The organism is Streptomyces sp. NPDC051921, from assembly GCF_040680975.1.
GTDB lineage: Bacteria > Actinomycetota > Actinomycetes > Streptomycetales > Streptomycetaceae > Streptomyces.
This window is the reverse complement of sequence record NZ_JBFAXU010000014.1, coordinates 127,871-151,316: the sequence shown is the minus strand read 5'-3', so window position 1 is coordinate 151,316 and position 23,446 is coordinate 127,871. Positions and strand designations below refer to the sequence as shown.

General features: G+C 70.1%; 21 protein-coding genes, 1 tRNA gene and 3 pseudogenes. 15 read left to right on the top strand and 10 right to left on the bottom strand.

Annotated elements, in window-relative coordinates:
- Positions 1–197: 197 nt before the first annotated feature.
- A tRNA-Ala gene (locus tag AB0M16_RS20195) sits at positions 198–271 on the bottom strand.
- 351 nt (positions 272–622) lie between these two features.
- Between AB0M16_RS20195 and AB0M16_RS20190 the strand changes: the two genes are divergently transcribed.
- The gene (locus tag AB0M16_RS20190; RefSeq protein WP_365344681.1) at positions 623–1,207 is read left to right on the top strand and encodes a GNAT family N-acetyltransferase; all 585 of its coding nucleotides are present in this window, start codon (positions 623–625) and stop codon (positions 1,205–1,207) included.
- Between the two features lie 248 nt (positions 1,208–1,455).
- Here AB0M16_RS20190 and AB0M16_RS20185 read toward each other — a convergent pair whose 3' ends face one another.
- Positions 1,456–1,938 carry a TIGR03618 family F420-dependent PPOX class oxidoreductase gene (locus tag AB0M16_RS20185; protein WP_365344679.1) on the bottom strand — a complete coding sequence of 161 codons (483 nt, stop codon included), beginning with the start codon at positions 1,936–1,938 and terminating at the stop codon, positions 1,456–1,458.
- Positions 1,939–2,140: 202 nt separating this feature from the next.
- On the opposite strand from AB0M16_RS20185, the gene AB0M16_RS20180 reads away from it, so the two are divergent.
- From AB0M16_RS20180 to AB0M16_RS20170, 3 genes are all read left to right on the top strand, one after another.
- Positions 2,141–2,596 carry an ATP-binding protein gene (locus AB0M16_RS20180; protein WP_365344677.1) on the top strand — a complete coding sequence of 152 codons (456 nt, stop codon included), beginning with the start codon at positions 2,141–2,143 and terminating at the stop codon, positions 2,594–2,596.
- Positions 2,597–2,684: 88 nt separating this feature from the next.
- Positions 2,685–2,978, top strand: a complete 294-nt coding sequence (locus tag AB0M16_RS20175; protein ID WP_365344675.1) for a hypothetical protein — start codon at positions 2,685–2,687, stop codon at positions 2,976–2,978.
- A gap of 343 nt (positions 2,979–3,321) precedes the next feature.
- Positions 3,322–4,413, top strand: coding sequence for a PP2C family protein-serine/threonine phosphatase (locus tag AB0M16_RS20170; protein WP_365344673.1), 1,092 nt, complete (start codon positions 3,322–3,324; stop codon positions 4,411–4,413).
- 192 nt (positions 4,414–4,605) lie between these two features.
- On the opposite strand, the gene AB0M16_RS20165 is transcribed toward AB0M16_RS20170, so the two are convergent.
- The 4 genes from AB0M16_RS20165 to AB0M16_RS20150 all read right to left on the bottom strand — a co-directional run bounded on the left by AB0M16_RS20165 (position 4,606) and on the right by AB0M16_RS20150 (position 10,180).
- Positions 4,606–7,062, bottom strand: coding sequence for a SpoIIE family protein phosphatase (locus AB0M16_RS20165; RefSeq protein WP_365344671.1), 2,457 nt, complete (start codon positions 7,060–7,062; stop codon positions 4,606–4,608).
- A gap of 447 nt (positions 7,063–7,509) precedes the next feature.
- On the bottom strand, positions 7,510–9,063 hold the full coding sequence (locus AB0M16_RS20160) for a SulP family inorganic anion transporter (protein ID WP_365344669.1): 1,554 nt from the start codon (positions 9,061–9,063) through the stop codon (positions 7,510–7,512).
- Positions 9,064–9,077: 14 nt separating this feature from the next.
- Positions 9,078–9,659 (bottom strand): carbonic anhydrase, encoded by a 582-nt coding sequence (locus AB0M16_RS20155; protein ID WP_365344667.1) that lies wholly within the window; start codon positions 9,657–9,659, stop codon positions 9,078–9,080.
- A gap of 77 nt (positions 9,660–9,736) precedes the next feature.
- Positions 9,737–10,180, bottom strand: a complete 444-nt coding sequence (locus AB0M16_RS20150) for a hypothetical protein (protein ID WP_365344665.1) — start codon at positions 10,178–10,180, stop codon at positions 9,737–9,739.
- 617 nt (positions 10,181–10,797) lie between these two features.
- Between AB0M16_RS20150 and AB0M16_RS20145 the strand changes: the two genes are divergently transcribed.
- Together AB0M16_RS20145 and AB0M16_RS20140 are read left to right on the top strand one after the other, a co-directional pair.
- Positions 10,798–11,952 carry an aromatic ring-hydroxylating dioxygenase subunit alpha gene (locus AB0M16_RS20145; RefSeq protein ID WP_365344663.1) on the top strand — a complete coding sequence of 385 codons (1,155 nt, stop codon included), beginning with the start codon at positions 10,798–10,800 and terminating at the stop codon, positions 11,950–11,952.
- Positions 11,953–12,194: 242 nt separating this feature from the next.
- On the top strand, positions 12,195–12,569 hold the full coding sequence (locus tag AB0M16_RS20140; RefSeq protein WP_365344661.1) for an FKBP-type peptidyl-prolyl cis-trans isomerase: 375 nt from the start codon (positions 12,195–12,197) through the stop codon (positions 12,567–12,569).
- On the opposite strand, the pseudogene AB0M16_RS20135 reads toward AB0M16_RS20140, so the two are convergent.
- Positions 12,491–12,676 (bottom strand): annotated as a pseudogene (locus tag AB0M16_RS20135) (LysR family transcriptional regulator); the annotation flags it as partial. The gene AB0M16_RS20140 and the pseudogene AB0M16_RS20135 overlap by 79 nt on opposite strands.
- Before the next feature lie 7 nt (positions 12,677–12,683).
- Between AB0M16_RS20135 and AB0M16_RS20130 the strand changes: the two are divergent.
- The 5 genes and pseudogenes from AB0M16_RS20130 to AB0M16_RS20110 all read left to right on the top strand — a co-directional run.
- Positions 12,684–12,782: pseudogene (locus tag AB0M16_RS20130) on the top strand (darcynin family protein); the annotation flags it as partial.
- 235 nt (positions 12,783–13,017) lie between these two features.
- Positions 13,018–14,169, top strand: coding sequence for a hypothetical protein (locus tag AB0M16_RS20125; RefSeq protein WP_365344659.1), 1,152 nt, complete (start codon positions 13,018–13,020; stop codon positions 14,167–14,169).
- 221 nt (positions 14,170–14,390) lie between these two features.
- Positions 14,391–15,404: a hypothetical protein gene (locus tag AB0M16_RS20120; RefSeq protein WP_365344657.1), complete on the top strand. Its 1,014-nt coding sequence runs from the start codon at positions 14,391–14,393 to the stop codon at positions 15,402–15,404.
- An 858-nt stretch (positions 15,405–16,262) separates the two neighbouring features.
- Positions 16,263–16,808 (top strand): RICIN domain-containing protein, encoded by a 546-nt coding sequence (locus tag AB0M16_RS20115; RefSeq protein WP_365344655.1) that lies wholly within the window; start codon positions 16,263–16,265, stop codon positions 16,806–16,808.
- Between the two features lie 343 nt (positions 16,809–17,151).
- Positions 17,152–17,508, top strand: coding sequence for a hypothetical protein (locus AB0M16_RS20110; RefSeq protein ID WP_365344653.1), 357 nt, complete (start codon positions 17,152–17,154; stop codon positions 17,506–17,508).
- Positions 17,509–17,517: 9 nt separating this feature from the next.
- Here AB0M16_RS20110 and AB0M16_RS20105 read toward each other — a convergent pair.
- Positions 17,518–18,391 (bottom strand): annotated as a pseudogene (locus AB0M16_RS20105) (IS5 family transposase).
- An 825-nt stretch (positions 18,392–19,216) separates the two neighbouring features.
- Between AB0M16_RS20105 and AB0M16_RS20100 the strand changes: the two are divergent.
- On the top strand, positions 19,217–19,612 hold the full coding sequence (locus tag AB0M16_RS20100; RefSeq protein WP_365344651.1) for a hypothetical protein: 396 nt from the start codon (positions 19,217–19,219) through the stop codon (positions 19,610–19,612).
- Between the two features lie 152 nt (positions 19,613–19,764).
- Here AB0M16_RS20100 and AB0M16_RS20095 read toward each other — a convergent pair whose 3' ends face one another.
- Together AB0M16_RS20095 and AB0M16_RS20090 are read right to left on the bottom strand one after the other, a co-directional pair.
- Positions 19,765–20,058 carry a hypothetical protein gene (locus AB0M16_RS20095; protein ID WP_365344649.1) on the bottom strand — a complete coding sequence of 98 codons (294 nt, stop codon included), beginning with the start codon at positions 20,056–20,058 and terminating at the stop codon, positions 19,765–19,767.
- Positions 20,059–20,448: 390 nt separating this feature from the next.
- Positions 20,449–20,703 (bottom strand): hypothetical protein, encoded by a 255-nt coding sequence (locus tag AB0M16_RS20090; RefSeq protein WP_365344647.1) that lies wholly within the window; start codon positions 20,701–20,703, stop codon positions 20,449–20,451.
- A 1,347-nt stretch (positions 20,704–22,050) separates the two neighbouring features.
- On the opposite strand from AB0M16_RS20090, the gene AB0M16_RS20085 reads away from it, so the two are divergent.
- The 3 genes from AB0M16_RS20085 (at position 22,051) to AB0M16_RS20075 (ending at position 23,440) form a co-directional block, all read left to right on the top strand.
- Positions 22,051–22,266, top strand: a complete 216-nt coding sequence (locus AB0M16_RS20085; RefSeq protein WP_365344645.1) for a hypothetical protein — start codon at positions 22,051–22,053, stop codon at positions 22,264–22,266.
- 131 nt (positions 22,267–22,397) lie between these two features.
- Positions 22,398–22,775, top strand: coding sequence for a hypothetical protein (locus tag AB0M16_RS20080; protein WP_365344643.1), 378 nt, complete (start codon positions 22,398–22,400; stop codon positions 22,773–22,775).
- A 137-nt stretch (positions 22,776–22,912) separates the two neighbouring features.
- Positions 22,913–23,440, top strand: a complete 528-nt coding sequence (locus AB0M16_RS20075; RefSeq protein ID WP_365344641.1) for a hypothetical protein — start codon at positions 22,913–22,915, stop codon at positions 23,438–23,440.
- Positions 23,441–23,446 lie beyond the last annotated feature (6 nt).

Sequence of the window (23,446 nt, the reverse complement as noted above, 5' to 3'; positions counted from 1 at the left end):
CCGGTACGCAGTGACGCCCGTGGCCTTCGGCGACGCACTGCCGCCCATCGGGCCGCCACGATGCCGCCGACCTGGCCGCGGCCTGCGGTCAGGGGCTCGCCGGATGTGCTGAGGACGCTCTCCGGAGGACCAGAGGCGCCGCGTGGCGTGGGCGGTGGTGCCCGCCGACCAGGAAGCCACGGTGCGCTCAGGGGGGATGGGGCTGACCGGATTCGAACCGGTGTCCTCCCACATGCGGTGAAGGCGCGACAACCACTGCGCTACGAGCCCCATCCCGTCCGCGATCATACGAGCCACGCCCGCCCCGTCGCCCGCGAATTTCGAGGCGGGCGAAGGCGCCGTGACGTACGACCGGTTCGGCGTGGAGTTCCATCGGCCGGACGGCGAGCGCGATGTCGTGCGGGCCCCTTCTTCGCTTTCGCCACTGCGCCGTCAGGCGGCGAACCCGTGCGGCTTCACGACTGAGCGGCGCCGCGACGCGGCCGGACCCGCGCACGACCCGGCGCGGCCGCGGGCGACCGGTGCGGCAATGGGGCAGCGACCGTCGGCCTGGGCCTGGGATCGGCGTGTGCACGGGCAGTGGGGGTTGACGTACGGGATCACGGCCTGGTGATCATGACGTATGACTCGCGCGCTGTCGACACCGCCCGTCATCGCCTCCGGTGTCCTGTCCGGCTCCCCCCAACCGGTGCTTCCCGTGGCCGGTGGTCTGCTGATGCGTCCCTGGGAACGGGCCGATGCGCCCGTCTTCCTTTCTGCGTACCGGGACGACGAGCTCCGCCGCTGGCACACGCGTCGGCCTTCCGACGAGACGCAGGTCCTGGAGTGGTTCGACGCGTACGGTCAGGACTGGGAGCGGGAGAAGGGCGGCCATTGGGCGATCACGCGCGACGGAGCGGAGGTCCTGGGCCGGATCGCACTGCGCGGTCTGGACTTCGACGACGGCGTCGCCGACGTGGCCTACTGGGTGCTGCCGGCCGCCCGTGGCGCCGGCGTGGCCTCGCGCGCCCTCTCGGCGCTCTCCGGCTGGGCCCTGGAGGAAATCGGCTTCCACCGACTGGAGCTCGACCATTCGACGCGCAACCAGGCCTCCTGCGGAGTCGCCGTGAAGTCCGGCTACCTCCTGGAAGGCACCAAGCGCAGTGCCGCCCTGCACGACGACGGCCGGCACGACATGCATCTGCACGCCCGCATCCGGGACCTGTGACCCGATGCCTGTCCGCCCCCTCTCCCCGGCAACGCGCTGTGCGGAACGTCGCGGGCGCGTTCCGCAGACGTTCCGCGAGGGCACCCGCTGACGCAGTCACGTCGCAGTCCGGCCTCACACTCCTCCGGTGTCAGGAGCATCCCCTCGGCCAAGCGGTGTGCGCGCGATCCATGAGTCGGCCGTCGCGGTCCACGCGACGGCTCGAACGGGGAAGACATGGTCGTGATCCGTCGGCGGTGCGCGGTTCCTCAGTTCTGGGTGGGGATGTCCAGGGCGGTGCCGTAGAGACGGGAGACCCGGAGCAGGATGGTCACGCGCCGGTCAGGCAGTGGCTGCCCACCGGGGGCCGCTCCGTCGGCCGGGTCCACTATCTCCGCCTCCCCCTCCGCGACGGCGAACGACCAGACGTCCGGGCCGCTGACGTGCAGCGAGGCGTGCGGGTCGCGGCGCAACTGGCGGACCTTGAGGCGATCGGCGGTCGACGAGATCCGCAGTACGCGCTCCTCGGCGTCCCAGTCGTAAAGGACGGTCGACAAGTGGGGGTGGCCGGTGCTCCGGACACTCGCGAGTACGCCGAAGCGCTCCTGCCGCAACAGCCCGGAGAGCTCCTCGTCGGTGAGCACCCGAGGGGCCGGGCCATCATTCCGCGTCGTGCCGGTGGTGGTCGTGCCGGTGGTGGTAGTGCCGACGGTGGTACTGGTGGTGGTTCCGGCGGCGGCGTGCTCGCTCATGGGTGCCAGCTTTCGGTAGTCGGGGAGGGAGGGCGCAGTCGGACGCGTCAAACATGCGGCTCCCCCTGCCGGTTGAAGCAACAATGAAGACCGTAGCAGATAGTTTCGTTGCAGACGATTACTGGGGCCGATCTGCGCGTGAGCGACCGCGTTCAGCGGGAAGGCGCAATGCACCACGTCATGCGCCCCCGGAGAGGTCGCGATGAACCTCGCACCCGGACGACCGGGCTCACCCGCCCACGGCGGCCGAGCCGTGCTGCTGGGGCGTGGCCCCAGCCAGATCGCCCGCGCCCGCCGTCTGGCCCGCCAGGCCCTGACCGCGGCGGGAATCACGGACCACGTATGCCTCGACAGCACGCTGCTGATCGTGTCCGAACTGGTCACGAACGCCCTCGTCCACACCCGGGGTCGCCCCCTGCTCGTGATCGAGACCGGCCAGGAGTCCGTCCGGATCCAGGTCCGCGACGACGACCCCCGCCTGCCCGCCCCGTACCACCCGGCACCGGGGAGCCCCCACGGCCGCGGGCTGGCCCTGGTCGCCGCACTCGCACACCACCACGGCACCCACCACCTGCCGCCCGGCCACGGGCACGGGCACGGGCACGGGCACGGCAAGGTCGTCTGGGCCAGCCTCCCCACGCGGCCGGATGGTCAGTGACGGCGTCGACGCTCGCACTCCCGGGCGGGTCACCCAGCCCCTGTCCACCTCTCCTCTGTGCCCGGGACGCACGAGGCAGACTTGGGCCATGGAGCACTCGGAGCAGCACATGTACGACGTGGTCGACGCGCTCGTCCGGGCCGGAAACCGTTTCCGCCCGGCGCAGCGCCGCTGGGGTACGGACCCCTTCTGGCCGACCAAAAGCGCCCAGGAGTGCTACCTGGAGGCGTCGATCGACTTCGCGGTGGCGAAAGCCGTACCAGGGCAGCCATCGGAGCTCGTCTTGGACGAGGGCAACGACCTGATCTTCTGCGCGCTGTGCTTCACGGCGATCACAGGCCCGGCCTACCGCGCCGAGACGGTGTGGGATCACACGCGGTGACCTCACCTTGATCGTGCCGGTGCTCCTGCGCTGCATCAGGGCGTCGTCAGATGCGCCCGCCGCCGGGGCGTCGTAAGAGGCCCCCCGCCGCCAGGGCGTTGTCAGGGGCCCGCCCGCCGCCGGGGCGTCGCGTCGGCGCCCGCGGGGTCGGCGCAGCACGAGGACTGGCTGATCTTGGTAGACGCCCGCTTCCACCCTCCGTGACCCCTCGCGCTGCCGCCGCGTCCGTGCAGAGCACTCGGTCGCGGCGTCGCACGGCGGCAGGGGCGCGCCGTCACCGGCGGGCACGCTCCTCGCATCGCTTAGCGGGCCCCGGGCGGATACTGCGGATACTCTGGGATTCATGATCGAGTCCGGACGGCCGTGGCTCCGTCGGAGCTACGGCTACGGGAGGCTTGTGCGGCTGTCGCCGGTGATTCTGACCGTCGTGATCGCCAGCCTGGCCTACGCCACTCCGCCGGAGATGGCCTTCAGCCGCCTCCTGCCCGCGGCTCCGGCTCTGGCAGCCTCCATGTGGCCGGTCCTCCCGACCGTCCTGCTCGGAACCGTCTGCCTCCTGCTGATGATCGGCCTCAGCCTCGTCTTCCCCGATCTGGGGACGTGGTGGACGTGCGCAGGGATCATCGCGGTCACCGTGGCCGCCGCATACGGAAGCCACGTCCGGCTTCAACGCGAGCGCACCCTCTTTCACGTACGGCTCGTCGCCGACGCGGCCCAGCAGGTGGTCCTGCGGCCCCTGCCGCACCGTTTCCGGAACGTCGAGATCGAATCGCTGTACCTCGCGGCCGCCGCGGAAGCCCGCATCGGCGGCGACTTCTACGAGGTGATCGACACGCCGTACGGGGTGCGGCTGCTCATCGGCGACGTGCGGGGCAAAGGCCTGCCGGCAGTGGGGGCGGCCGCGGCGATCGTCAACGCCTTCCGGGAGGCCGCGCACGGCGAGGCCTCCATGGCCGACATCGCCCGCAAGCTCGACGCCAGCTGCGCCCGGCACAACGCCGCCCATCCACCCGAGGCACCGATGGAGCGCTTCGCCACCGCGCTGCTCGTCGAGATCCCGCACCAGGGCAGCCACATCACCATCGTCAACTGCGGACACCCCCCACCGTTGGTCCGCAGCGAGAAGAACGTGCGCGCCCTCGAGCCGTCCACCCCCTCACCGTTGCTCAGCCTCGCCGAACTGATCGGTGACCACTACCGTGCGGACGACTACGACTTCGCTCCCGGCGACCTGCTCCTCCTCTACACGGACGGGATCGCCGAAACCCGCGCCCGGGACGGCGAGTTCTTCCCGTTGACCGCATGGATGCGCGACCAGCCCCCCACGCCTCCCCGCGATCTCCTCACGGCCCTGCACCACGACCTCCTCCGTTACAGCAGGGGCAGCATCGACGATGACATCGCCGCCTTGGCCGTCCGCCTGAACGCGCCATGAGTTGAGAGGCCGTCGGCACCCCTCGCCACGTCGCTCGTCCTCGGACGACGTCGGCCAACGCGTCCTGTTCCCGTCCGTCGCGGCGGCGCACCACGACCGCAGCAGGGCACGGCAGGACGTTCGAGGCCGCGAGGAAGGCGCCCAGGGAGAAGGCGGTGATCCACACCCTCGCTCCGTCGGCGGAGTGCGTGCTCACCCCGCCGCCGCCGGCAAGGCCTGTTCCGCCCAGATCGTCTTTCCTGTCGGCATGTAGCGCGTACCCCAGTGCTCGGTGAGCTGGGCGACCATGAACAGGCCACGCCCGCCCTCCTCGTCGCTGCCGGCGTGACGTGCGTGCGGTGAGGTGTGCTGCGAGTCGGAGACCTCGCAGATGAGGGAACGGTCCCGGATCAACCGCAGACCGATGGGGCCGGAGGCGTAACGGATGGCGTTGGTGACCAGTTCGCTGACCACCAGCTCCGTGGTGAAGGCCAGTTCGTCCAGTCCCCACCTCGTGAGCTGTTCCGTCGCCATCGAACGCGCGCGGGCGACGAGGGCAGGGTCCGGGAGCAGGTCCCAGGCCGCCACCTGACGTGCCCCCAGCGCGCGGGTGCGGACGACGAGGAGCGTGACGTCGTCGTCCTGCACCTGGGCCGACGACAGCTCCGCGACGATCCGGGCGCACAATCGGTCGGGCGACGATTCCCGCTGCTCGCCGAGGACGGCGGCCAACCGGTCCAGTCCCCCGTCGACGCCCTGCCCGTCGGCCTCCACGAGGCCGTCCGTGAACAGGACGACCAGGCTTCCCTCGGCGAGCTCCACTTCCGCGCTCTCGTACGGAAGCCGTCCCACCCCCAGAGGAGACCCGGGCGGCAGGCGGAGGAAGTCGACGAGGCCGTGCGGCTGCACGACGGCCGGCGCCAGGTGTCCCGCGCCCGCCCAGGTGCTCGTCCGGGACGCCGGATCGTAGATCCCGTAGACACACGTCGCCCCGATGGTGCCACTGCCCTCCGAGCCGTCACCGTTCTGGTCCGACGCGTCCTTGCCGACTTGATCGTTCAGTCGGGCCAGGAGTTCGTCGGGCGCGAGGTCCAGCTCGGCCAGCGTGCGCACCATCGCGCGCAGTCGCCCCATGGCCGCGGCGGCCTCCAGACCGTGCCCGACGACGTCCCCGACGACGAGTCCGACCCGCGCGCCGGACAGTGGAATCACGTCGAACCAGTCGCCGCCGGCACCGAGGTGGCTGTCGGCCGGCAGGTAGCGGCTCGCCGCCTCGACCGCGCTCAGCTCAGGAAGCGATCGTGGCAGCAGACTGCGCTGCAGCATGAACGCGGCGGTGCGTTCTCGGCGGTACCGCCGGGCGTTGTCGATGCAGACGGCGGTCCTCGACGCCAGCTCGTCGGCCACTGCGCGATCGCCGTCGTCGAACGGTTCCGAGTGGTCGCCCCGAGCGAAAGTGACGAGGCCCAAGGGCGTCTCCCGCACGATCAGTGGGACGTACAACCGTGTCGGCGCGACCGCGGCGTCCGTGGTCGGACGGCCGCTGGCCAGGCTCTCGGCCTGCGGCGATCCGTCGGCGTAGCCGACCCGCTCTCCCACCCTCGAAGATTCTCCGGCGGAATCGGAATCCGCCACGCGTACGAGGTCCCACGCCGTGACGGGCTTCGGTTCCTCTCCCTCGAGCACCTCCGCCGCCAGGTCGACGAGCACGGCGTCGGCGCAGTGCGGCACGGCGACCTCGGCGAGCTCCGCCGCCGTTCGGGACGGATCGAGCGTCGACCCGATCCGTGCGCCGGCCTCCGCGAGGAGCGCCAGGCGCTGCTGTGCGCGGTAGTGGTCGGTGACGTCGATGGACTGCTCGCACACGCCCACGGGCTCGCCGCGGCCGTCCACCAGTCGGAAGTAGGACGACGACCAGACGCGCTCGCGCCGCGGGTCGGCCGGGGCGCGCCCTCGGAAGTGCACGTCGATGACCGGTTCGCCGGTCTCCAGGATCTGTTGGACGAAGTCCTCCGGCGGCGCCAGATGCTGAGTGGTGAGGACATCACCGGGGAAGAGCTCGGTCATGGAGCGGCCCAGCAGTGACGTGAGGTCGCCGCCGAGCTCCCGGATACTGGAGGCGTTGGCCCACAGGAGGCGCGCTCCCGGGCCGTAGATGGTCAGTGTCACCGGCGACTGGGTGACGAGCCCCTGCAGCATCGCCTGTCGTGTCTCCCACCACCGAAGCCCCTCCAGCTCAGCCGCCATGAGAACGGCGGAGGGCGCCCCCATGGAGGGCGCCCCGGTCGAGGGCGTCCCGGTCGAGGGCGTCCCGGTCGAGGGCGTCCCGCCGGGGACGGGTGTCAGGGGGTGCAGGGTCACCGCCACGCGTACGGTGTCTCCCCTGCGGTGGCGCACGTCGACAACGGCACTGCGCGTCCCGCCGAGCCGCAGCCGCTGGTCCGCCCGCGGCGCTTTCGGTCCGTGGGAATCGGCGGGAGAGGTCACGATCAGGTCCGCCGCCTGCCGTCCCAGTACCTGCGAAGCCGGATATCCCAGAAGATCCTCGGCCTCGCGGCTCCACCCGACGAGGACGCCGTCCGCGGCGAGCAGGGCGAAGGCGGCCGGGGGCGGGCCGAGGTGCCCGCCTTCGTCCGTCTCGATGGGAGGGGTGAAAGGCAGCCCATCCATGGACCCATCATCCTGCCGAGCGGTCCTGACCGCAGTGTGCTCGCCCGGGTCCGGGCGGCTCCGCGCAGCTCAGGCGGGTGCGCCGTCTGCTGGGGCCGCCTCCGGTTCCCCCGTTCCCCTGCTACGTGTCGGTAGCGGAGGCGCGACCCGACGGGATCGGTCACGGCAATGCGACCCGGCGGGATCGGTCACGGCAATGCGACCCGGTGGGGTCGGTCACGGCGATACGGCCCGCCCGACCGGGTCGGTCACGGCAATGCGACCCGGTGGGGTCGGTCACGGCGATACGGCCCGCCCGACCGGGTCGGTCACCGCGGCGCGGGCCGACCGAGGCGGTCACCGCGGCGCGGCACGACCGGATCCGACACGGCCCGACCGGGTCGCTCACGGCGAGGCGGACCGGCAAGGTCGACCGCGGCGGGCCCGGCCCGGTCGGCCCGCCCGGCCTCAGTGGGGTGTGCCCGACGACTCGGAGGCGCGGGGCCGCTCCGGCACGGCGTGCAGGCGGACGGCGTCCGGGCCGTGGGGGCTGTGGCGGGCTGCCCAGGCCTCGAGGGCGGAGCGGCAGGCGTGGTCGAGGTGGTGGACCTGGGAGAGGTCCAGTTCGACCGGCCGGTCGTGGGGAAGCGCCTCCAGCGCGTCGAGTATTTTCGGCAGGCGCAGGAAGGTGACCGTACCGGAGAGGCGGACCCGGACCCGGCCGTCGTCGTCGGTGCGCTCGATGCGCAGGTGGGAGGCGTCCCAGGCGGCCTTGGCCACGGAGAGGACGAGGCCGATCAGCACGCCCTCGAACATGTTGACCGTCACGATCGACACCGCCGTCGCCACCAGGACGAGCGCCTCGCCGCGGTGGGTCCGCCACAGGGTCGCGACGGCCCGGAAGGGGATCAGCTTCCAGCCCGCGTGGACGAGGATGCCGGCGAGCGCCGCGAGGGGCACGTACCCCAGGGTGGCCGGCAGGAGGGCCGCGAAGAGCAGCAGCCAGACGCCGTGCAGCACCCGGGATGCCTTGGTGCGGGCGCCTGCCTGCACGTTGGCCGAGCTGCGGACGATCACTGCGGTCATGGGCAGGGCGCCGAGCAGGCCGCAGACGGTGTTGCCGACGCCTTGGGCGACGAGTTCCTTGTCGTACTGGGTGCGCGGGCCCGCGTGCAGCCGGTCGACGGCCGCCGCGCTGAACAGCGACTCGGCAGAGGCGATCAGCGCGAAGGCCAGGACGGTGCCGAGGAGCGCGAGGTCGGCGAGTGCGGCGAGCGAGTCCGCGCCGGGCAGGCGTACGGCGTCGAGGACGCCCGCCACCCGCACGGTGGCGACCGGCAGGTCGAGCAGCCAGGTCACCACGGCGGCCAGCAGGACCGCGACCAGCGCGCCGGGGACGGCCCGTGCGGCGCGGGGCAGCCGGCGCCAGGTCACGAGGACGAGGACGGTGCCGGCGGCGACGGCCAGGGAGACGAGGGCGGTCGTGCTGGACAGCGCCTTGACGAGGGCGGCGGGCAGCCCCGCGAGTTTGGCGAGGCCGGAGGCGGGGGCGGGGATGCCGGCGGCGGCGTAGAGCTGTCCCGCGATGATGACGAGGCCGATGCCGGCCAGCATGCCCTCGACGACGGACAGGGAGATGGCCCGGAACCAACGGCCCCACCTGAGTGCGCCCATGACGATCTGCAGGAGTCCGGCGAGGAGGACGACGATGCCGAGGGCGGGCAGACCGAAGGCCCGGACCGCCTCGAAGACGAGCACGGTCAGTCCGGCGGCCGGCCCGGAGACCTGGAGGCTGCTGCCGCGCATCAGGCCGGTGACCACACCGCCGACGATGCCGGTGATCAGACCGAGTTCGGCCGGTACGCCGGACGCGACGGCCACGCCGATGCACAGCGGGAGCGCGACGAGGAAGACGACGAGTGAGGCGGCGAAGTCCTGCCGGAGGTGGGAGAGGTGGGGGAGGTGGGAGGGGCGAGGGAGGCGGGAGAGCGGGCCGGGGACGCGGGAGGGGGAAGGCGGCATGCGGATCTCCCCCTTCACAGGGTTTCGAAGGAGTCGGTCTGCGGGCGGTACGCGCTGACGGCGCCGGTGTGCACCTCGTAGTACCAGCCGTGCAGGCGCAGCTCGCCCGCCGTCAGGCGCCGCTCGACGCAGGGGTAGGAGCGCAGCCGGAGCAGCTGGGCGAGGACGTGGCCGCGTACCGCGTCGGCGACGGCCGGATCGTCGGGGCGGCCGGGCGCTCCGTCGGGAGCCGCGTGGGCGAGCCAGTTCCGGACGGCGGGTACGGCGCTGAGGTCGTCACCGCGGACGAGGGCGCCGACGGCGCCGCAGTGCGAATGGCCGCAGACCACGACGTCACGTACGCCGAGGACTTCGACGGCGTACTCGATGGTGGCGGTCTCGCCGGCGGGGGCGGTGTCGGCGTACGGGGGCACGATGCTGCCCGCCGTACGCAGTTCGAAGAGTTCACCGGGGCGGGCGCCGGTGATGAGGGCGGGGACGACCCGGGAGTCGGAGCAGGTGATGAACAGGGCGGCCGGGGACTGGCCCTCGGCGAGCGGGGCGAACTCCTCAGGGCGCTGTCCGAAACGGCGGGCGTTGTCGATGAGGGGCTGCATGGGTGATTTTTCCTCCTGGCGCGCCGTGAGGGCGCGTCGGGCTGACAGACAGGACGGCTTCGCGTGGGTCCTGCCTGTCAGCAGCGAAACACCTGGGTTGCGGAGGGTTCGAGGGCGTGCGGTCGTGCGGCGTCGGGGCCGTACGGGTGGTGCCGTCTCGCGCGGGTTCCGCTGTCGGAGGCCGTCCGCGGCTCCAGTAGGGCCGGTACGGGCGGGAGTTCGGCGAGTCCCGCGTGGCACGGGGTGCTGCGACGCGGCGTGGTGCGGCGCTGCCCTTGGTGGCGGGCGGCGGCGCGGCTCGGGGCTGCGGCGAGTTCGCCGTCGTTCGAGGGGGCGGTCTCGTACGGGGTGGGGAGGGCGGCCAGGACGCGGGGCGGCGGGGCGGCTGCTCGTGGCCCCGCCGCCGAGGGGTTCCCACTGCCGCAGGTCACGGCGAGGAGGAGGGTGAGCACGAAGGTGAGAAGGAGGGTGCGCACGGGGGCGGCTCGGGGTGCCGCGGCGGCCTGCCCGGTGGACGTCATGAGCACTCCTCTCCCCCGTGTCACACCGTCACCGGAGTTCACCAAAGCAACTTCAAGTCGAGGTCAATGAACAGTAATACGCGCACGTGATGTCACCCGCGTAACACTTGACGGAGAGCCCGGTTTCCGACTGGAACCAGCCGCAAGTTGACGCGATCGACTACGGGATCGGCGCCGGGGCGCGTCCGGACCGGGGGCTCAACCGTCCGCTGCCGCCCGCGCACAGCGGCACGATGGGGCGCGCGACGGCGCACGCCCCGCCCGGCACGGATCGCCGCCCGGTGCGGACCCGGAATGAGCTGGGGAGGTCGTCCGTACCCGGCTCCCGAGCAGGGAGGCCGTCTGGTGTGCGACGGCTGGCCCCTGCGCTGCGCTCCCCTGCGCTGGCCTGCCCCGCCCCGCCCTGCGGTGCGCTGCGCTGCGCTGCGGCTGCGGCTGCGGCCGCGTTGCCGTCGGCCCATGGGGCCGTCCGGGTGACGGGGGCGTCGGCCCACGGGGCCGCCCGGGTGACACGCCGGTGACCGGTCGGCCGACCGACGAATCGCGCCGCCACGCGGAACGTGTTCGGCTTGTTCAGGTATGCCCGGAAAGGGAACGTCCTGGCGAGAGGGATGCGGATGGCCGAGGAGACGCACGCCGCCGGCGCGAGGAGCGGATCCGGTCCGCGGGTCGACGCCCACGAGACGCACGAGGTCGATCTGCGGCGCGTCGGGATCGATCCGGACTTCTGGTACCCCGTCGCCCGGTCCGCGGACCTGCGCCGGAACAAGGTCCGCCCCGCCGCCTTCGCGGGCCGGCGCATCGCGCTCTACCGCGGCGACAGCGGCACCGCGTACGCCCTCGAGGACCGCTGCGCCCACCGCCAGGTGCCGCTGAGCCTGGGGGTGGTGGACGGCGAGGCCCTCCGCTGCTGCTACCACGCGTGGGCCTACCGCGGGAACGGGCGCATCTCACAGATCCCCTATCTGCCCAAGGGGGCCGACCGGCCGCCCCGCGGGGTGCGCTCCTACCCCGTCCGCGAACGCTACGGGCTGATCTTCGTCTTCCCCGGCGACCTGGGAAGGGCGGACATCACCCCCCTGCCCGCGCTCCCCGAAGCGGACTCCCCCCGGCACCGGACGATGATGTTCTCCCGTACCGTGCGCTGCCACTACTCCTTCCTGCACGAGAACCTGCTCGACATGAACCACCAGTTCCTGCACAGGGGCGTTCTGGGCCGGATCCACCCCGAGCTCCTCGGGTACGACACGGGCCCGCGCTCCGTGGAGGCCAGGTACCTCTTCGTCCCCTCGGGCGGCAGGAAGGACCGAGGAGCGGGCCTGCTGTCCGCCGAAGGCATGGGCGGCGCCTCGACCCCCGACGTCGTCACCATCCGCACCGAGTACCCCTATCAGACCCTCCGGACCGTCCCCGAGTCGTCGAGCACGGCCGCGTTCTCCCTCTGGGCCGCCTACGTGCCGCAAGACGCCGAGCAGCGCGTCAGCCACGTCTTCGGGCTCCTCATGATCGCCAAACCCTCCGTTCCGGGCGCCCTCCACCTTGCCTGGCCGTTGATCCGACGCTTCACCGAGCGCGTCTTCGCCCAGGACAGGATGGCCGTCGAAGCCGAGCAACGGGCATGGGACGAGCAGGGCGCCGACTGGAACCAGGAAGTCTTCCCCCTCATCCTCGACGTGCGGAAGGTCCTGCGCGGCAATGGCGTCCCGCTCGGGCACGCGCCCGCCTCCGCGCCCTGTCGCAACGCGGGTCTGTGCGCGGACACACCCCCATGAGCGGACACCGCGGCCGAGCGCCGCGCTCCGCTGGAACCGCCGTGATCCGCCGGAACCGCCGTACTCCACTGGAACCGCCGTGCTCCGCCGGAACCGCCGTACTCCGCTGGAACCGCCGTGCTCCGCCGGAACCGATGTCTCCGAGATCGGCATCCTCGGTAGCGTGATCACCTGCTGCATGGAGGGTCCATGTGTCCGGCTGGTCCGTGCGAGGGCTTCCGGCGGAGAGTGACGAGGCTGCGATGAGTGAACTGACGAAGCCCGAGGTCCATGTCCCGGAGGGTGATCCCCCCACCGAACTGACGATCCGGGACCTCGTCGTCGGCGACGGCGCCGAGGCGAAGCCGGGCATGGTGGTGAGGGTCCACTATGTCGGGGTCACCTTCGAGTCCGGGAGGGAGTTCGACGCCTCCTGGGACCGGGGCCAGCCGTTCAAGTTCGCCCTCGGTGGGGGCAGGGTCATCAAGGGCTGGGACCGGGGGGTGAGGGGGATGAAGGTCGGCGGTCGGCGCGAGATCATCGTTCCCCCGCGTCTCGGCTACGGCAAGCAGTCGCCCTCGCCGTTGATCCCGGCGGGCTCGACCCTCGTCTTCGTGGTGGACCTGCTCTCGGTCTGAGGCCCGCCGAGTACCTGGCGTACGGTGCCACGCAGCCACTGGTGCGCCTCGTCGGCGGTGTGGCGCCGGCGCCAGGCCATACCGATGGTCAGCGCCGGCAGCTGCAAGGTTGTCCACTCTGCGTAGGTCAGCGACATCTGGGGCTGGGAGGCGGACGACCACGACGTTTACCGGCGGCTGATCGACGCGCCGCGCGAAATCCCCTTCCGGGATCACCGCGGTCGCGCAATGCGGCCACGGGGCGACAGGGACGCGCGGCCACGGGGCGCGGGCAACCGGGCGACAGGAACGCGCGGCGACGGGGCAACGGGGCAACGGGGCAACGGCCCACGAAGGCGGCACGGAAGCGGAACATCTGGTCGGCCGGTCCGGACTGTGGCCTGGTGGACCGAGCGGCCCGGGCCGCGGACCATACTGGTCAGGCCCCGATCACCCACTGGACGGTTCCATGGCCAAGAACAGCTCTTCATCGACCACTGCCCCCGACACCGTGTGGCTCGGGCGCGGGCGCCATCTCGGGCCCGAGGCCGAGCGCGACGTCCGGCGCAACCTGATCGCCCTCAAAGCGGCCGGGGTGATCGACGACTTCCTGGACCTCGACCCCGTCGAAGCAGCCCGCTCCACCGACCTCTTCCCCCGGGACGAGGCCGCCGACCCCGGCCCCTTGGCCCGCCGCGTCTTCGAAGCCCGTTGGCGCGTCAACGACGGCATCACCGTGCGCGCACAACTGACCACGTACGAAACCGAGTCCCGCCGCACCGAGACCGAGGGCGTCACCTGGGTGCTGGCCGCCGAGGCGGAACGGGCATGGCAGGCGGACTGGCCCTCCCCCGCCACCATGTTCTGGCCCGACAGCGACCACGTCGCCTGGGACCACGAGAAGGTGCCGGGCCTGCGTCTACGGACGGCGAACCACCTGCCCAAGGACGACGACGAGATGCGGCGTCTGCTACGGGACTGCACCCGGCACAGCTGGTACATCCATGTCGTGGTGCACGAGGCGATGACGCCGGACGCGCTGGGGCGGCGCCCGATCACGTCGTTCCTCCCTCTGAGCCTGCGGCACCGGGTGGTCGAGCACCGGGCCACACCGGACCAGGCGCTCATCGCCGATTTCGCGATGAAGCGTGAGGTGGGTGTGGGGCTGCCGCGCGGCGGCGCCGTCATCCTGCCCGCGACCCCGCAGGCCCCTGGCTACGACGCGGAGCGCTTCACGGTGCGCGATGTCTTCCTGGACGGCACGGAACCGGCCGAACTCATCGCAAAGATCGTGGAGTTCGCCTCACTGCCCCAGCCGCTGCCGGCGGACGCCGAGCAGGTCCTGACACGGCTGCGCCAAGGCTGGCACCTGCTGACCCCCGATGAGGAGCTGGTCCACGCACGGGCCATGGTCACCAGGTACGCCAAGGCGCTGGAGGCCATGACGGCATCCTGCGACCTGTACCGGGAGGCGGCCGAGTCGGCACACGCCGCGCTCGCCGAGGCGACCAGCGGCAACAGCGCGCCCGCAACGCCGACACCGGCGGTGCCCAAGCAGGACGCCTCACCGCTGAAAACCCTCACGAAGACCCTCGGCCTCTTCCGGAACCCGAACCGATAGGGCCGGCCGAGAGATCCAGCGGAGACGGCCGGACGATGCCCCGGCACGGCCCGGCCGTCTCCCGCACGCTCACTGCGCGGCCCGGACACGTCACGGGTGCGCTCTGAACCGGTGTTCTCGTGCGGCGCACGCGAGGACAGGCCGCAGGCGACGAGCTCGGGTGATCGACGTGTCAGTGCCACGTGCTTGGATACGGCCATCGATCCTGCTGAGGGGAAGACGTGACACGTACGACGCCACCGCGACCACTGAACGTGGCTGCGGAGATTCCGGTTCTGGCGGGCCTGGCCAGGACCGCCACCCGCCTGCACCCCCGTGCGGGCACGCCCACGGTTCACGACAGCTCGGTGGGCGGGCCGCTGTTGTGGCCGGCGGAGGAGCCGTGGCCGGAGTACACGCCCGCATACCGGCCTTGCGGGCCGCTGACCACTCTCGCTGACATACGTACGGAGCGGCGCGTCCTCACGCACGCATGGGCACGGCCCCGCGCGCCCCGCGAGAACCTGCTCACCGAACAGGAGCAGCAGGTCATCAACCGGATCAACACCGGGCACGCACCGGAGTCGATGCCCGAAGGACCACTCCCCCTGATTCCGGTCGCCCAGTTCTACGCCCGGGACGTTCCCGGGCTCCCGTTCCCCGACGGGACGGACCTGCTTCAGGTCCTGTGGGCACCGTCGGAGGAGATCGAAGGATGCTCCGAAGCCGTGCAACTTCGATGGCGTCTGTCCTCGGACGTGCAAGAGATCCTGGTGGAGCCGCCCGAGCCGGCGTACGTCGAGCAGAGCGAACACGTGCCGGCGCCATGTGTGCTGCACCCGGAGGAAGTCCGTGAGTTTCCCCCGTTCCATGCCCTCGACGAGGAGCAGCAGAGCCAGTTGCTCGAAGGGGAGGAAGCGCTCTCGGTGGACTACCGGTCGGATCTGTCCGTCGCGCCCGGCTGGAAGCTCGGTGGCTGGCCGGCTCCCTTCACGTTCCGTGACCCGGCAGACTCCGACGAGCTGCACTGCGCCGAATGCGGTGGGCCCGTCGAGGCGCTGCTCACCGTCGACAGCAGCGAGTGGGACGGCGCGAGTGGCAGCTGGCGTCCCGTCGAGGACGCCGACGACGCGGGCCACAACCTGTACAGGAACGCGCACGGCCCTACGCTCGTGACCATCGGTCGCGGCTACACCCTTCAGATGTACAACTGCGTCACCACCCCGTCCCACCTGCCACGGACGATCATGCAGTAGCACGGACACGAGCGTCCGACGGCCCGCGCGGGCGTGGGGTCAGGCCTGTCGCGGGGGCGAGGACGCGGCGGCCCGGCGAGCCCGCCAGGGTTCTTGGTGTCTTTGGGGCCCGGTCGGTTGGCCGCGTCCTCGCGCCGGGTGATGCCGTGGTGAACGGCATCGACGCGGTGGACTGGGAATCGATCCGGTGCGCATCGTCCCCTGGATCGACCGCCCACCACAGCCGGCCGGAGACCTCGCCAGATCGGTGCCCGGCGGGGCAGGCGGGCCGGCGGGGGCAGATCGACCAACGTGGCGCCCTACCGTGGGCGATGCGAAAATGGCGGTATCCCGTCAACGCGGAAGCCTCGCCCTACGCAGGCACGATGGGTGGGCGCCGCACAGCGGTAGACACAGGCGCCGTCCCAGCACATCACCAACGCGGGCCCCCCTTGTCCCGCGAGCAGGTGAGGTCCTCATGTTCCACCTGTGGGAGCGCGCCGGGCAGGCGCGGAAACGGACACGTGGGCGCGCCGCACGCCGTTCCCCCGTTGAGGTGGGGGCGATCGCGGCTGCCGTCCTGGCAAGCTCATTGATCGTGGGCGGGACAGCCGCCGCCGAGGTGCCGACCAAGGTGCCGCAGGCCCCAACCAATGCCGGGAAGGGTACACGTGGCGCCGAACCACTGACTGGGACCTCGTCTGCATCCCCCTCGCGGAGAAGTATTTGGGCTACGTCGACGAAATCAATGCCAGAGAACGCACGAATGGCACCACAGGTGCATGCCTGAACGGCTTCGTTCGCCGCAACGCCGTTCCCGGCGACAACCTCTGTGTTTCGCAGGCATCGTGGCGTCGGGCGCGGGAGCAGAACAAGCTCGTGGCCTACGGGTGGGCAGGAACTGCCAGCCGCGACCCCGACACCCGGATAGTCCTGCACCCCTTCAACTGGAGCAGCGACGTGTACACGATCACGAGTGGGTACACCGACCCCAGGCATCCGCTCGTCGTGGACGTGTACGCAGCGAGCACCGCCGACGAGATAAAGCTGGGTGTGTGGGGAAAGCACCTCGGGGACAACCAGAAGTTCTGGTTCAGAGCGGCCCGCACCACCGATGGCAGTGTCTATCGGAACCGGTTCGAGATCGTCGCGAAGCACAGCGGCAAGTGTCTGGACGTGACCTGGGCTGCCACACAGAACGGCACGAGGGTCCAACAATACCGTTGCACCGGAAACATCAACCAGAAGTGGTACCTGTGGCGCCGCGGCGACAACCAGTGGGAGATCCGCTCCCTCCAGAGCAACAAGTGCCTCGACGTCCACAACCCGTCCCTCGGCGCCCCACAGCTGGGGGCTTGGCTGCAGATCTGGTCATGCCACGGCTTCGCGAACCAGGCCTGGATCCTGCGTTCCGCCGGGTACTAGGCCGTGTATCGAAAGTGGCGGGTAGCGGCCTGTGGGGCATGTTCGAGATTCCTGTAGCTGCTTGTAGCGCGGACCTGCGATGGTGTCCGTCATGGGTTCCGAGCCGCGCACTGATCTTGCTCGTCACTATGACTCAGGGGGCTGGTTGGCTCGGTTCGCGGGTCGGATGCTTGTGGTCTGTCCGCGATGCGGGGGCCGTGCTCTCGTGATCCCCCGACCTGGCTTTTCCGAGCCCAGATACTTCAGCGAGCTCCTGTTCCAGCCGCGTCGTCTGGCTTGTGGAGGGTGCGGTGCCGTCGCCGACTGGAAACCTGAGACGCAGGGGGCTGGTCTGGTCGGCGCGGTGCTGGGCGGTAGCGAGGATCCGTTCTTCCAGCGGCCTCTGTGGCTGCAGACCCGTTGCGCCGGTCACATCTTGTGGGCCTACAACGAGGAGCACGTTGACGAACTGTCCGCCTACGTCGGGGCGCGATTGCGGGAGCGTGGCGGCGCGCGGCCGACGATGTCGATGTTCGCTCGGCTGCCGGCTTGGATGAAGGTGTCGGACAATCGCGGGGAAGTGCTGGCCGGCCTGGAGACGCTGCGGGCGCTGGCCGAACGGATGGCGCCTGCCGACCGCTCCGATGCCGCACACGGGCGCGGTGACCGTCCGCGCGTGCGCAGGAGTATGAATTTCCAGGGCGGCTCTTATGAGTCTTGAAGGCCCTGGTCACAGCCATTCGTTGATGGCTGCGACGAGGACGCTTACCTCGTAGCGGACCGCGAGCTTGTCATATCGCGTGGCGACCGCTCGGTGTCTCTTGAGGCGGTTGATCCGCACTCGACCGCGTGGCGCTCGCGGTAGTCGGCCGGGTCGAAGTACGGAGGCCGGCCGCCGCGGGAGCCGAGCTTCTGGCGGTTGCGGGCCTGGTCGGCCTTGTCCGGGATGGTGCAGCGGATTCCGCGTCGGCGCAGATCGGCACGGTTCCTGCGGGAGGCGTACGCCTTGTCCGCGCGGACACGGTTGGGGCGGACGCGTGGCCGACCCGGCCCGAGGCGGGGCACGCGGACCTTCTCCAGCACAGGTTCGAATTGCGGCGAGTCCCCGCGCTGCCCGGCTGTGATCACGATCGACATGGGCTTTTGGCGCTGCTCGACGGCCAAGTGGAGCTTGGTGGTGAACCCACCGCGCGAACGTCCCAGCCCGTGATCACCCGGCTCGGTGAACACGCCGCCCGGTGGTTCTTTCTGCAGGTCGCCCTGCTTGCGGCCCCCGGCCGCGTGTTGGTGGGCGCGGCACACCGTGGAGTCGACGCTCAGGTCCCACACGATCGCGCCTTTCGCGTCGGCCAGGGATTGCAGGCGGGTAAGGATCCGGTGCCAGGTGCCGTTGCGTTGCCACCGGCGGAACAGGTCGTAGACCCGGCCCCATGGCCCGTACTCGACGGGCACATCCCGCCATGGGACACCGGTCCGGACCCGGAACCGTATGCCGTCGATCAACTGCCGCCGGGACCAGATGGGCGGCCGCCCGGCTTCCTCCCCTTCGGCAACAACGGCGCCAGCACTGCCCACTGCTCGTCCGTGAGATCTCCCCGACCCATGAACCGTGATCATTCACAGTCCAAGATCCACTTTCGATACACGGCGGCCTAGGTCTAGTGATCACGAGCGTGGTTGACACGGGTGTGGACGCGTGCGGCCGAGCCGGAAAGCAGCGTGCAAAAGGAGCCGCTGGGCGACCTGGGCACCGAGCCCCGTGATCACGGCGCGACGGGTGTACGGCAAGACGTCACTCATGGCCGGAGCGGCGGTTGAGGACCTCGCTCCATACGTCGCCGCCATCAGCCCAGATCCAGAGCCAACGTCGCAGTGATGACGACGCATGTGGCAGGCCGTCATGCGGCTCTTCGCCCCATGTGGGGTCCCAACCGTCAGCGTCGTAGAGGAGCACCGGGTTGTCGGCCTTGGTCAACGAGAGGTGCCACTTCATCGTGCAGCCGCCGTACGCGAGGTGGAGCCACGACGCCGGCACACCCTGTGTCCGGTTCCGTCCGCTGCGTCGAAGCGCCGGCCCGGGTCCCACGCGCGAGCCCGCAGCCTCTCGATCAGCAGGCTGTCGTCCCTGTCCCCGGTCTTGGGCTCAGGGAGGGGCTCGCGGCAACGTGTGGCGGGCGTGCCGTGTGGGGGGTGGGTCATGCGCCAGGAGTTTACTGCTGGGGAGCGACTGCGTGCCGGAGCCGTCGGAAGCAGATGATGCTGCAGGCGAGTTCGAGCAGACCTTGATGCGGTGGGGGCTGCTCGTATCGGACGCGACGTCGTTCGGACTGGTGGAGCCAAGCGAAGGCAGGGGTCGAAGATCCCCTTGATGTCGCTACCGCGGGCTGCCGGCCTGACGGGCAGCGCCCTCAGGTGGGACGATCCACAGCGTGATCGGATGGATGCACCACACCCCGCGCTGGGCGGTCCTATCGGTCTGCGTCATCGCAGCCGTCCTGCTCTTCGTCGGCGCTTCCGCGCACGTCACCGACCTCCTCAGCCACGGTCTGCACCCCTACGGCTGGGCACCGGGCTGGCTCAACCTCTACTGGTCGTCGCTGGCGCTGTTCGACACGCTCGCCGCCGTGTTCCTGATCAGGGGTAAACGCCGAGGAACCGACCTCGCCTGCGCCGTCACGGCCACCGACCTCGCCGCCAACTGGTACGCGGTCTACGGCATCCAGCACAGCAGCCTCGCCGCTCAGCCCGGCCTTCAACGACTGACCGTCTTCGCCGCACTCGTCCTGGGAACGGCACCGTTCATCCGGCGGCACCTCACCAATTGAGATGACGTCTGAAGAAGGCCGGAACGGCTGGTAGCGGCTCGGCCATCGGACGATTGATCGCACTTCTGGCAAACCCACGGCGACAGCATGACGCCCCGGACGTACGGAGTCCGGGGCGAGCGGCGAAGTGCAGGCACCGACCCGTCCTGCCCCTACCGGACGACGACGTTGTGTGCCGGAATGATCGAGGGCTGCAGATCAGCATGACCGAGGTCGGCGAGGATCGGACCGAAGGTCATTGCATGGGTCTCCAAGGCCTCCACGCTCTCCCAGACCTCGGTCACGCGAAACCCACCGTCAACCGGCCCCGCCGCGTGAGAGATGAGGCCGGTGTTCGGCAGATCCGAGAATCGCGTGAAGCCCTGACCATCAGTCACTCGCTCGATGACCGTGTCATAAAGCTCCTGCCCGGCGCCAGGAAGGTCGAAGGTAACGATGATCGCCATGTGAAGGCCCCCTGCCTAGGTCGGCCGCGCCACTGCGGCCACACTCGCGATTCTAGCCCTAAGTAATCACGCGAGTTCACAGAGCGACGAACGGCTCACTCGGCGCTTGCCGTCAGGGCAGGCGCTTCGAGCGCCGCTGCTGTGGCCACCATCGCGAACAGGATCACGTACAGCCGAGGCCGGCCAACCGGCACCCAGCCCAGCCGGCGTGACATGCACCGAGACCGCCGTTGAGCAGGCCTTGATCGTCACCCTCGCCAAGGGCATCTCGGACCGACGGCAGATTCTCGGTGCTCGACTGGGCCCGACCGCGCGTCGCGGGAGCGCAGCTCCCGGACGCCGCGCCCGAAGTCCGACGACGGTCGGGCCCGGTGCCACTCCCCCTGGTCGCTAGCCGGCAGCCAGCACTTCCCCGGCCGTGATCTGAGGGCGGTTGGGGAGCAGCGACGCGAGATTGTCCCGTACGAATCCCGCCGCCCTCTCGACCGACTCCTCGGCCCCTGCCTGGTCCTCGAAGACGCTGGTGGAGACCATCACTCCATCACCGGCGTCAATCCAGTAGTAGGCCACGAAGCCGGGGACCTGGCGGAGGAGAGGAACGAAACCCTCGTCCACCCGGCGCCCCGCCTCGGCAGAGTCGGTCACCCCTTCGTATCGCCGGATAACTGCGTACACAGCTGTTCTCCTCAATGGATCCCAAGGTCGGCTTGCGCGAAACGACCTACCCCCACCACGCGCCTCTCCCTCGGTCGCCATCCGGAAGTGACCCAGATAGACGCAACGCGAGAGGGGGCAGGCGCCATCGGCTGGGGCTTGCTGGGTGTGTGGAGGCTCTCTTCAGCGACTGCCGCCGAAGGGCGCGAGGGGCATGGCCCACTTCGTCGAGAACGTGGGCGGCAACCGCGGCAGCCAGCGGACTGACTGACCGTTCAAGCAAGGCGGAGGCTCGGCAGGTCGTATGGGAGCGTTGAGCGGCTGATCCCGCGACAGTTGTGGGCGACTGCTGCCCAGCCCTGACGTCCGTTCGAGCCCCATCATCGGACCCCGCTCGCTACTGAACTTGATTGGGTGATGTCGGACCGTTCGCCTGATGGTGGTCGGTCCGTTCCGGTAGCCCTGAAGTGTGAGATACGCGCAGGGCGGCGGGTTGACCGACATCGGAAGGGCCGCGAGGGAGCGGGTCCGGCTGCAGGCCGTGACACGCTTGTCCACCGCTGGTCGGCCACGCCAGTGGTCCAGGTCCGCGGCCGGGGCTCGGGCCGGGTGTCCATAGCCGGGCTGACCTGCTACAAGCCGGGGAAGCGGTCCCGGACGCTCCACTCGGTCCGCGAGTACCGGGGCCGCAAGGGCGAGCCAAAGGGCGTCGGCTGGCGCGACCTGTGCGACCTGCTGGTCAGAGCGCACATCCAGCTCGGCGGCCCGATCGTGCTGGTCTGGGACAACCTGCGCATGCACCTGGTCGAGGCGATGCGCCGATTCATCGCCGACCACGCGGACACTCGCACCGGACTTGAACCCGCAAGAGGGCATCTGGTCACTGGTCAAACGCGACATCGGCACCCTCGCCGCAGCCGACCTCGGCCAGATCACTCGCGCCGTCAAGCGCAGGCTCAAGCAGATCCAGTAGCGTCCGGACCTGGTCGACGGCTGCCTGACCAGCACCGGCCTGATCACGGACGACTGGCCGGCATCACGCATTCAAGCTCAGGCAATAGCTTCGAGTGTTTCTAGACAGTGACTAAAATTCGCCCTTGAATGACAGGGTGGCGGTCAGTAAATTCAGCTGCCCGCCGGACTGTTGTCCGGCGCCGTAGGTCGATATGCAGGGAGACAGGGATGCGCAGCAGGTTTCGAACCTGCCGCTGACTCGTGAAACGCGGGCCAGCGGGGTTCTTCATTAGCTTGGTTGCCCTGACAGGGCACCGTCCGAGGGAGACGTATGCCCTCAGTCGGACACCAGGTGACCCCGCTCGCGTATCCGAGGAGTACACCTTGCTGGACCGTTTGATCGACCTCCTGTCTCAGACCCGGACCCTCCGCGCCCTGCTGGACTTCTGCACCATCGTGGTCCGTCTGCTGCCCGCGTTGGTCGTGATCGTGGCGCTCATCCCCTCGTTCGTCGTCTTCGCGTTCATCTCCGCCGGGGCACGCAGGTCGGTTCTCGACATCGTGGACCGCCTCACGAACTGGACCCTCGCCCGCTCCTGAACTCGATTGAGTGATGTCGGTGCCGTTCGCCTGACAGCTGGCCGGCGGCACCGACCTGGCCCTGTGAGCGTCGGGTCGACGGACCCGAAATCGGTCGAAGCCCGAAGCTGCTGGTCAGCTACGGTGGCGGCATGCCTGAAAGTCTGCCCGAGGATGTAGCCGACGTGCTTGGCCTCGTCCTGAACCCGGACGAGCCGATTCACGTCGCCCTCCGACGGCAGGTGCCCCAACTCAGGGTGCAATCCCGCTGCAAGTGTGGGTGCGGCACTGCCTACTTCGACCTTGACGCCGACGCGTTGGAGCCCGCGCCAACGGGCCCCGGCACCGTCGTGGCTGCCGACGTGCAGCTGTTCACCGAAACCGGCGAGTGCCCTGGTGAGGTCTTGGTCTTCGCGCAAGGCGGCTACCTCTCATGGCCGGAGGTCTGTTCTTGGAGCGATGACGTCGAGGTGAACCTCTCCGGCGGCGCGACGCTGGCTACAGCCGTCGTCCTGAACCCGAGCCGGTAACAGCCGACGTCTCGGACCCTGACGCCGCCACCACGAGTCGACCGACATCACGAGTTCAAGTTCAGTAGCGCACGGGTGGACGAGACCGCGGGACCCTTATTGCCTGCGTTCAGCCGTTGGCTGAGATCATGGGCCCCATGCTGTCGCTGATGATGAACGACGCCGCAGCCGAGACACTCGGATTCCCCGCCGGCAGGCCCACCCTCGCTCCTCCGGACGGCCTTGCCCCTCGGCTGCGCGTCAGGCTGTCGGAGGGGATCACTCGCCGAGGAGAGGTACTCAGCTGGACGAGGTCCACGGGCTACGCCAACAGCGCTCCCTCGGTCGCCCGAGACCTCACCGATTGGGAGTGCGCTGACAGCTCTTTCCACCTGGAGGACTACGTCCCCGTCGACGCTCGAACCGTCGACGACGTCCCGCAGATTTCAGAGCACGATCAGCGAATCCTGCTCCTTCACGGGATCGCCTTCGCCATGGAGTTCCGTCAGCTCGTCAACGGGCTGGACGCCCCGGAACCGGTGCGCTGCATCATCGGCGCCAACGAAAGCAGCGCGACGTTCAGGTTCCACCAGATCCGCAGAGGCGAGTCGTGGCACGACACAGATCTCGACCGCTACCAGACGGAGAAGATCGTCGTGATCGACCTCAAGCCGGCTGACAACTGATTCACC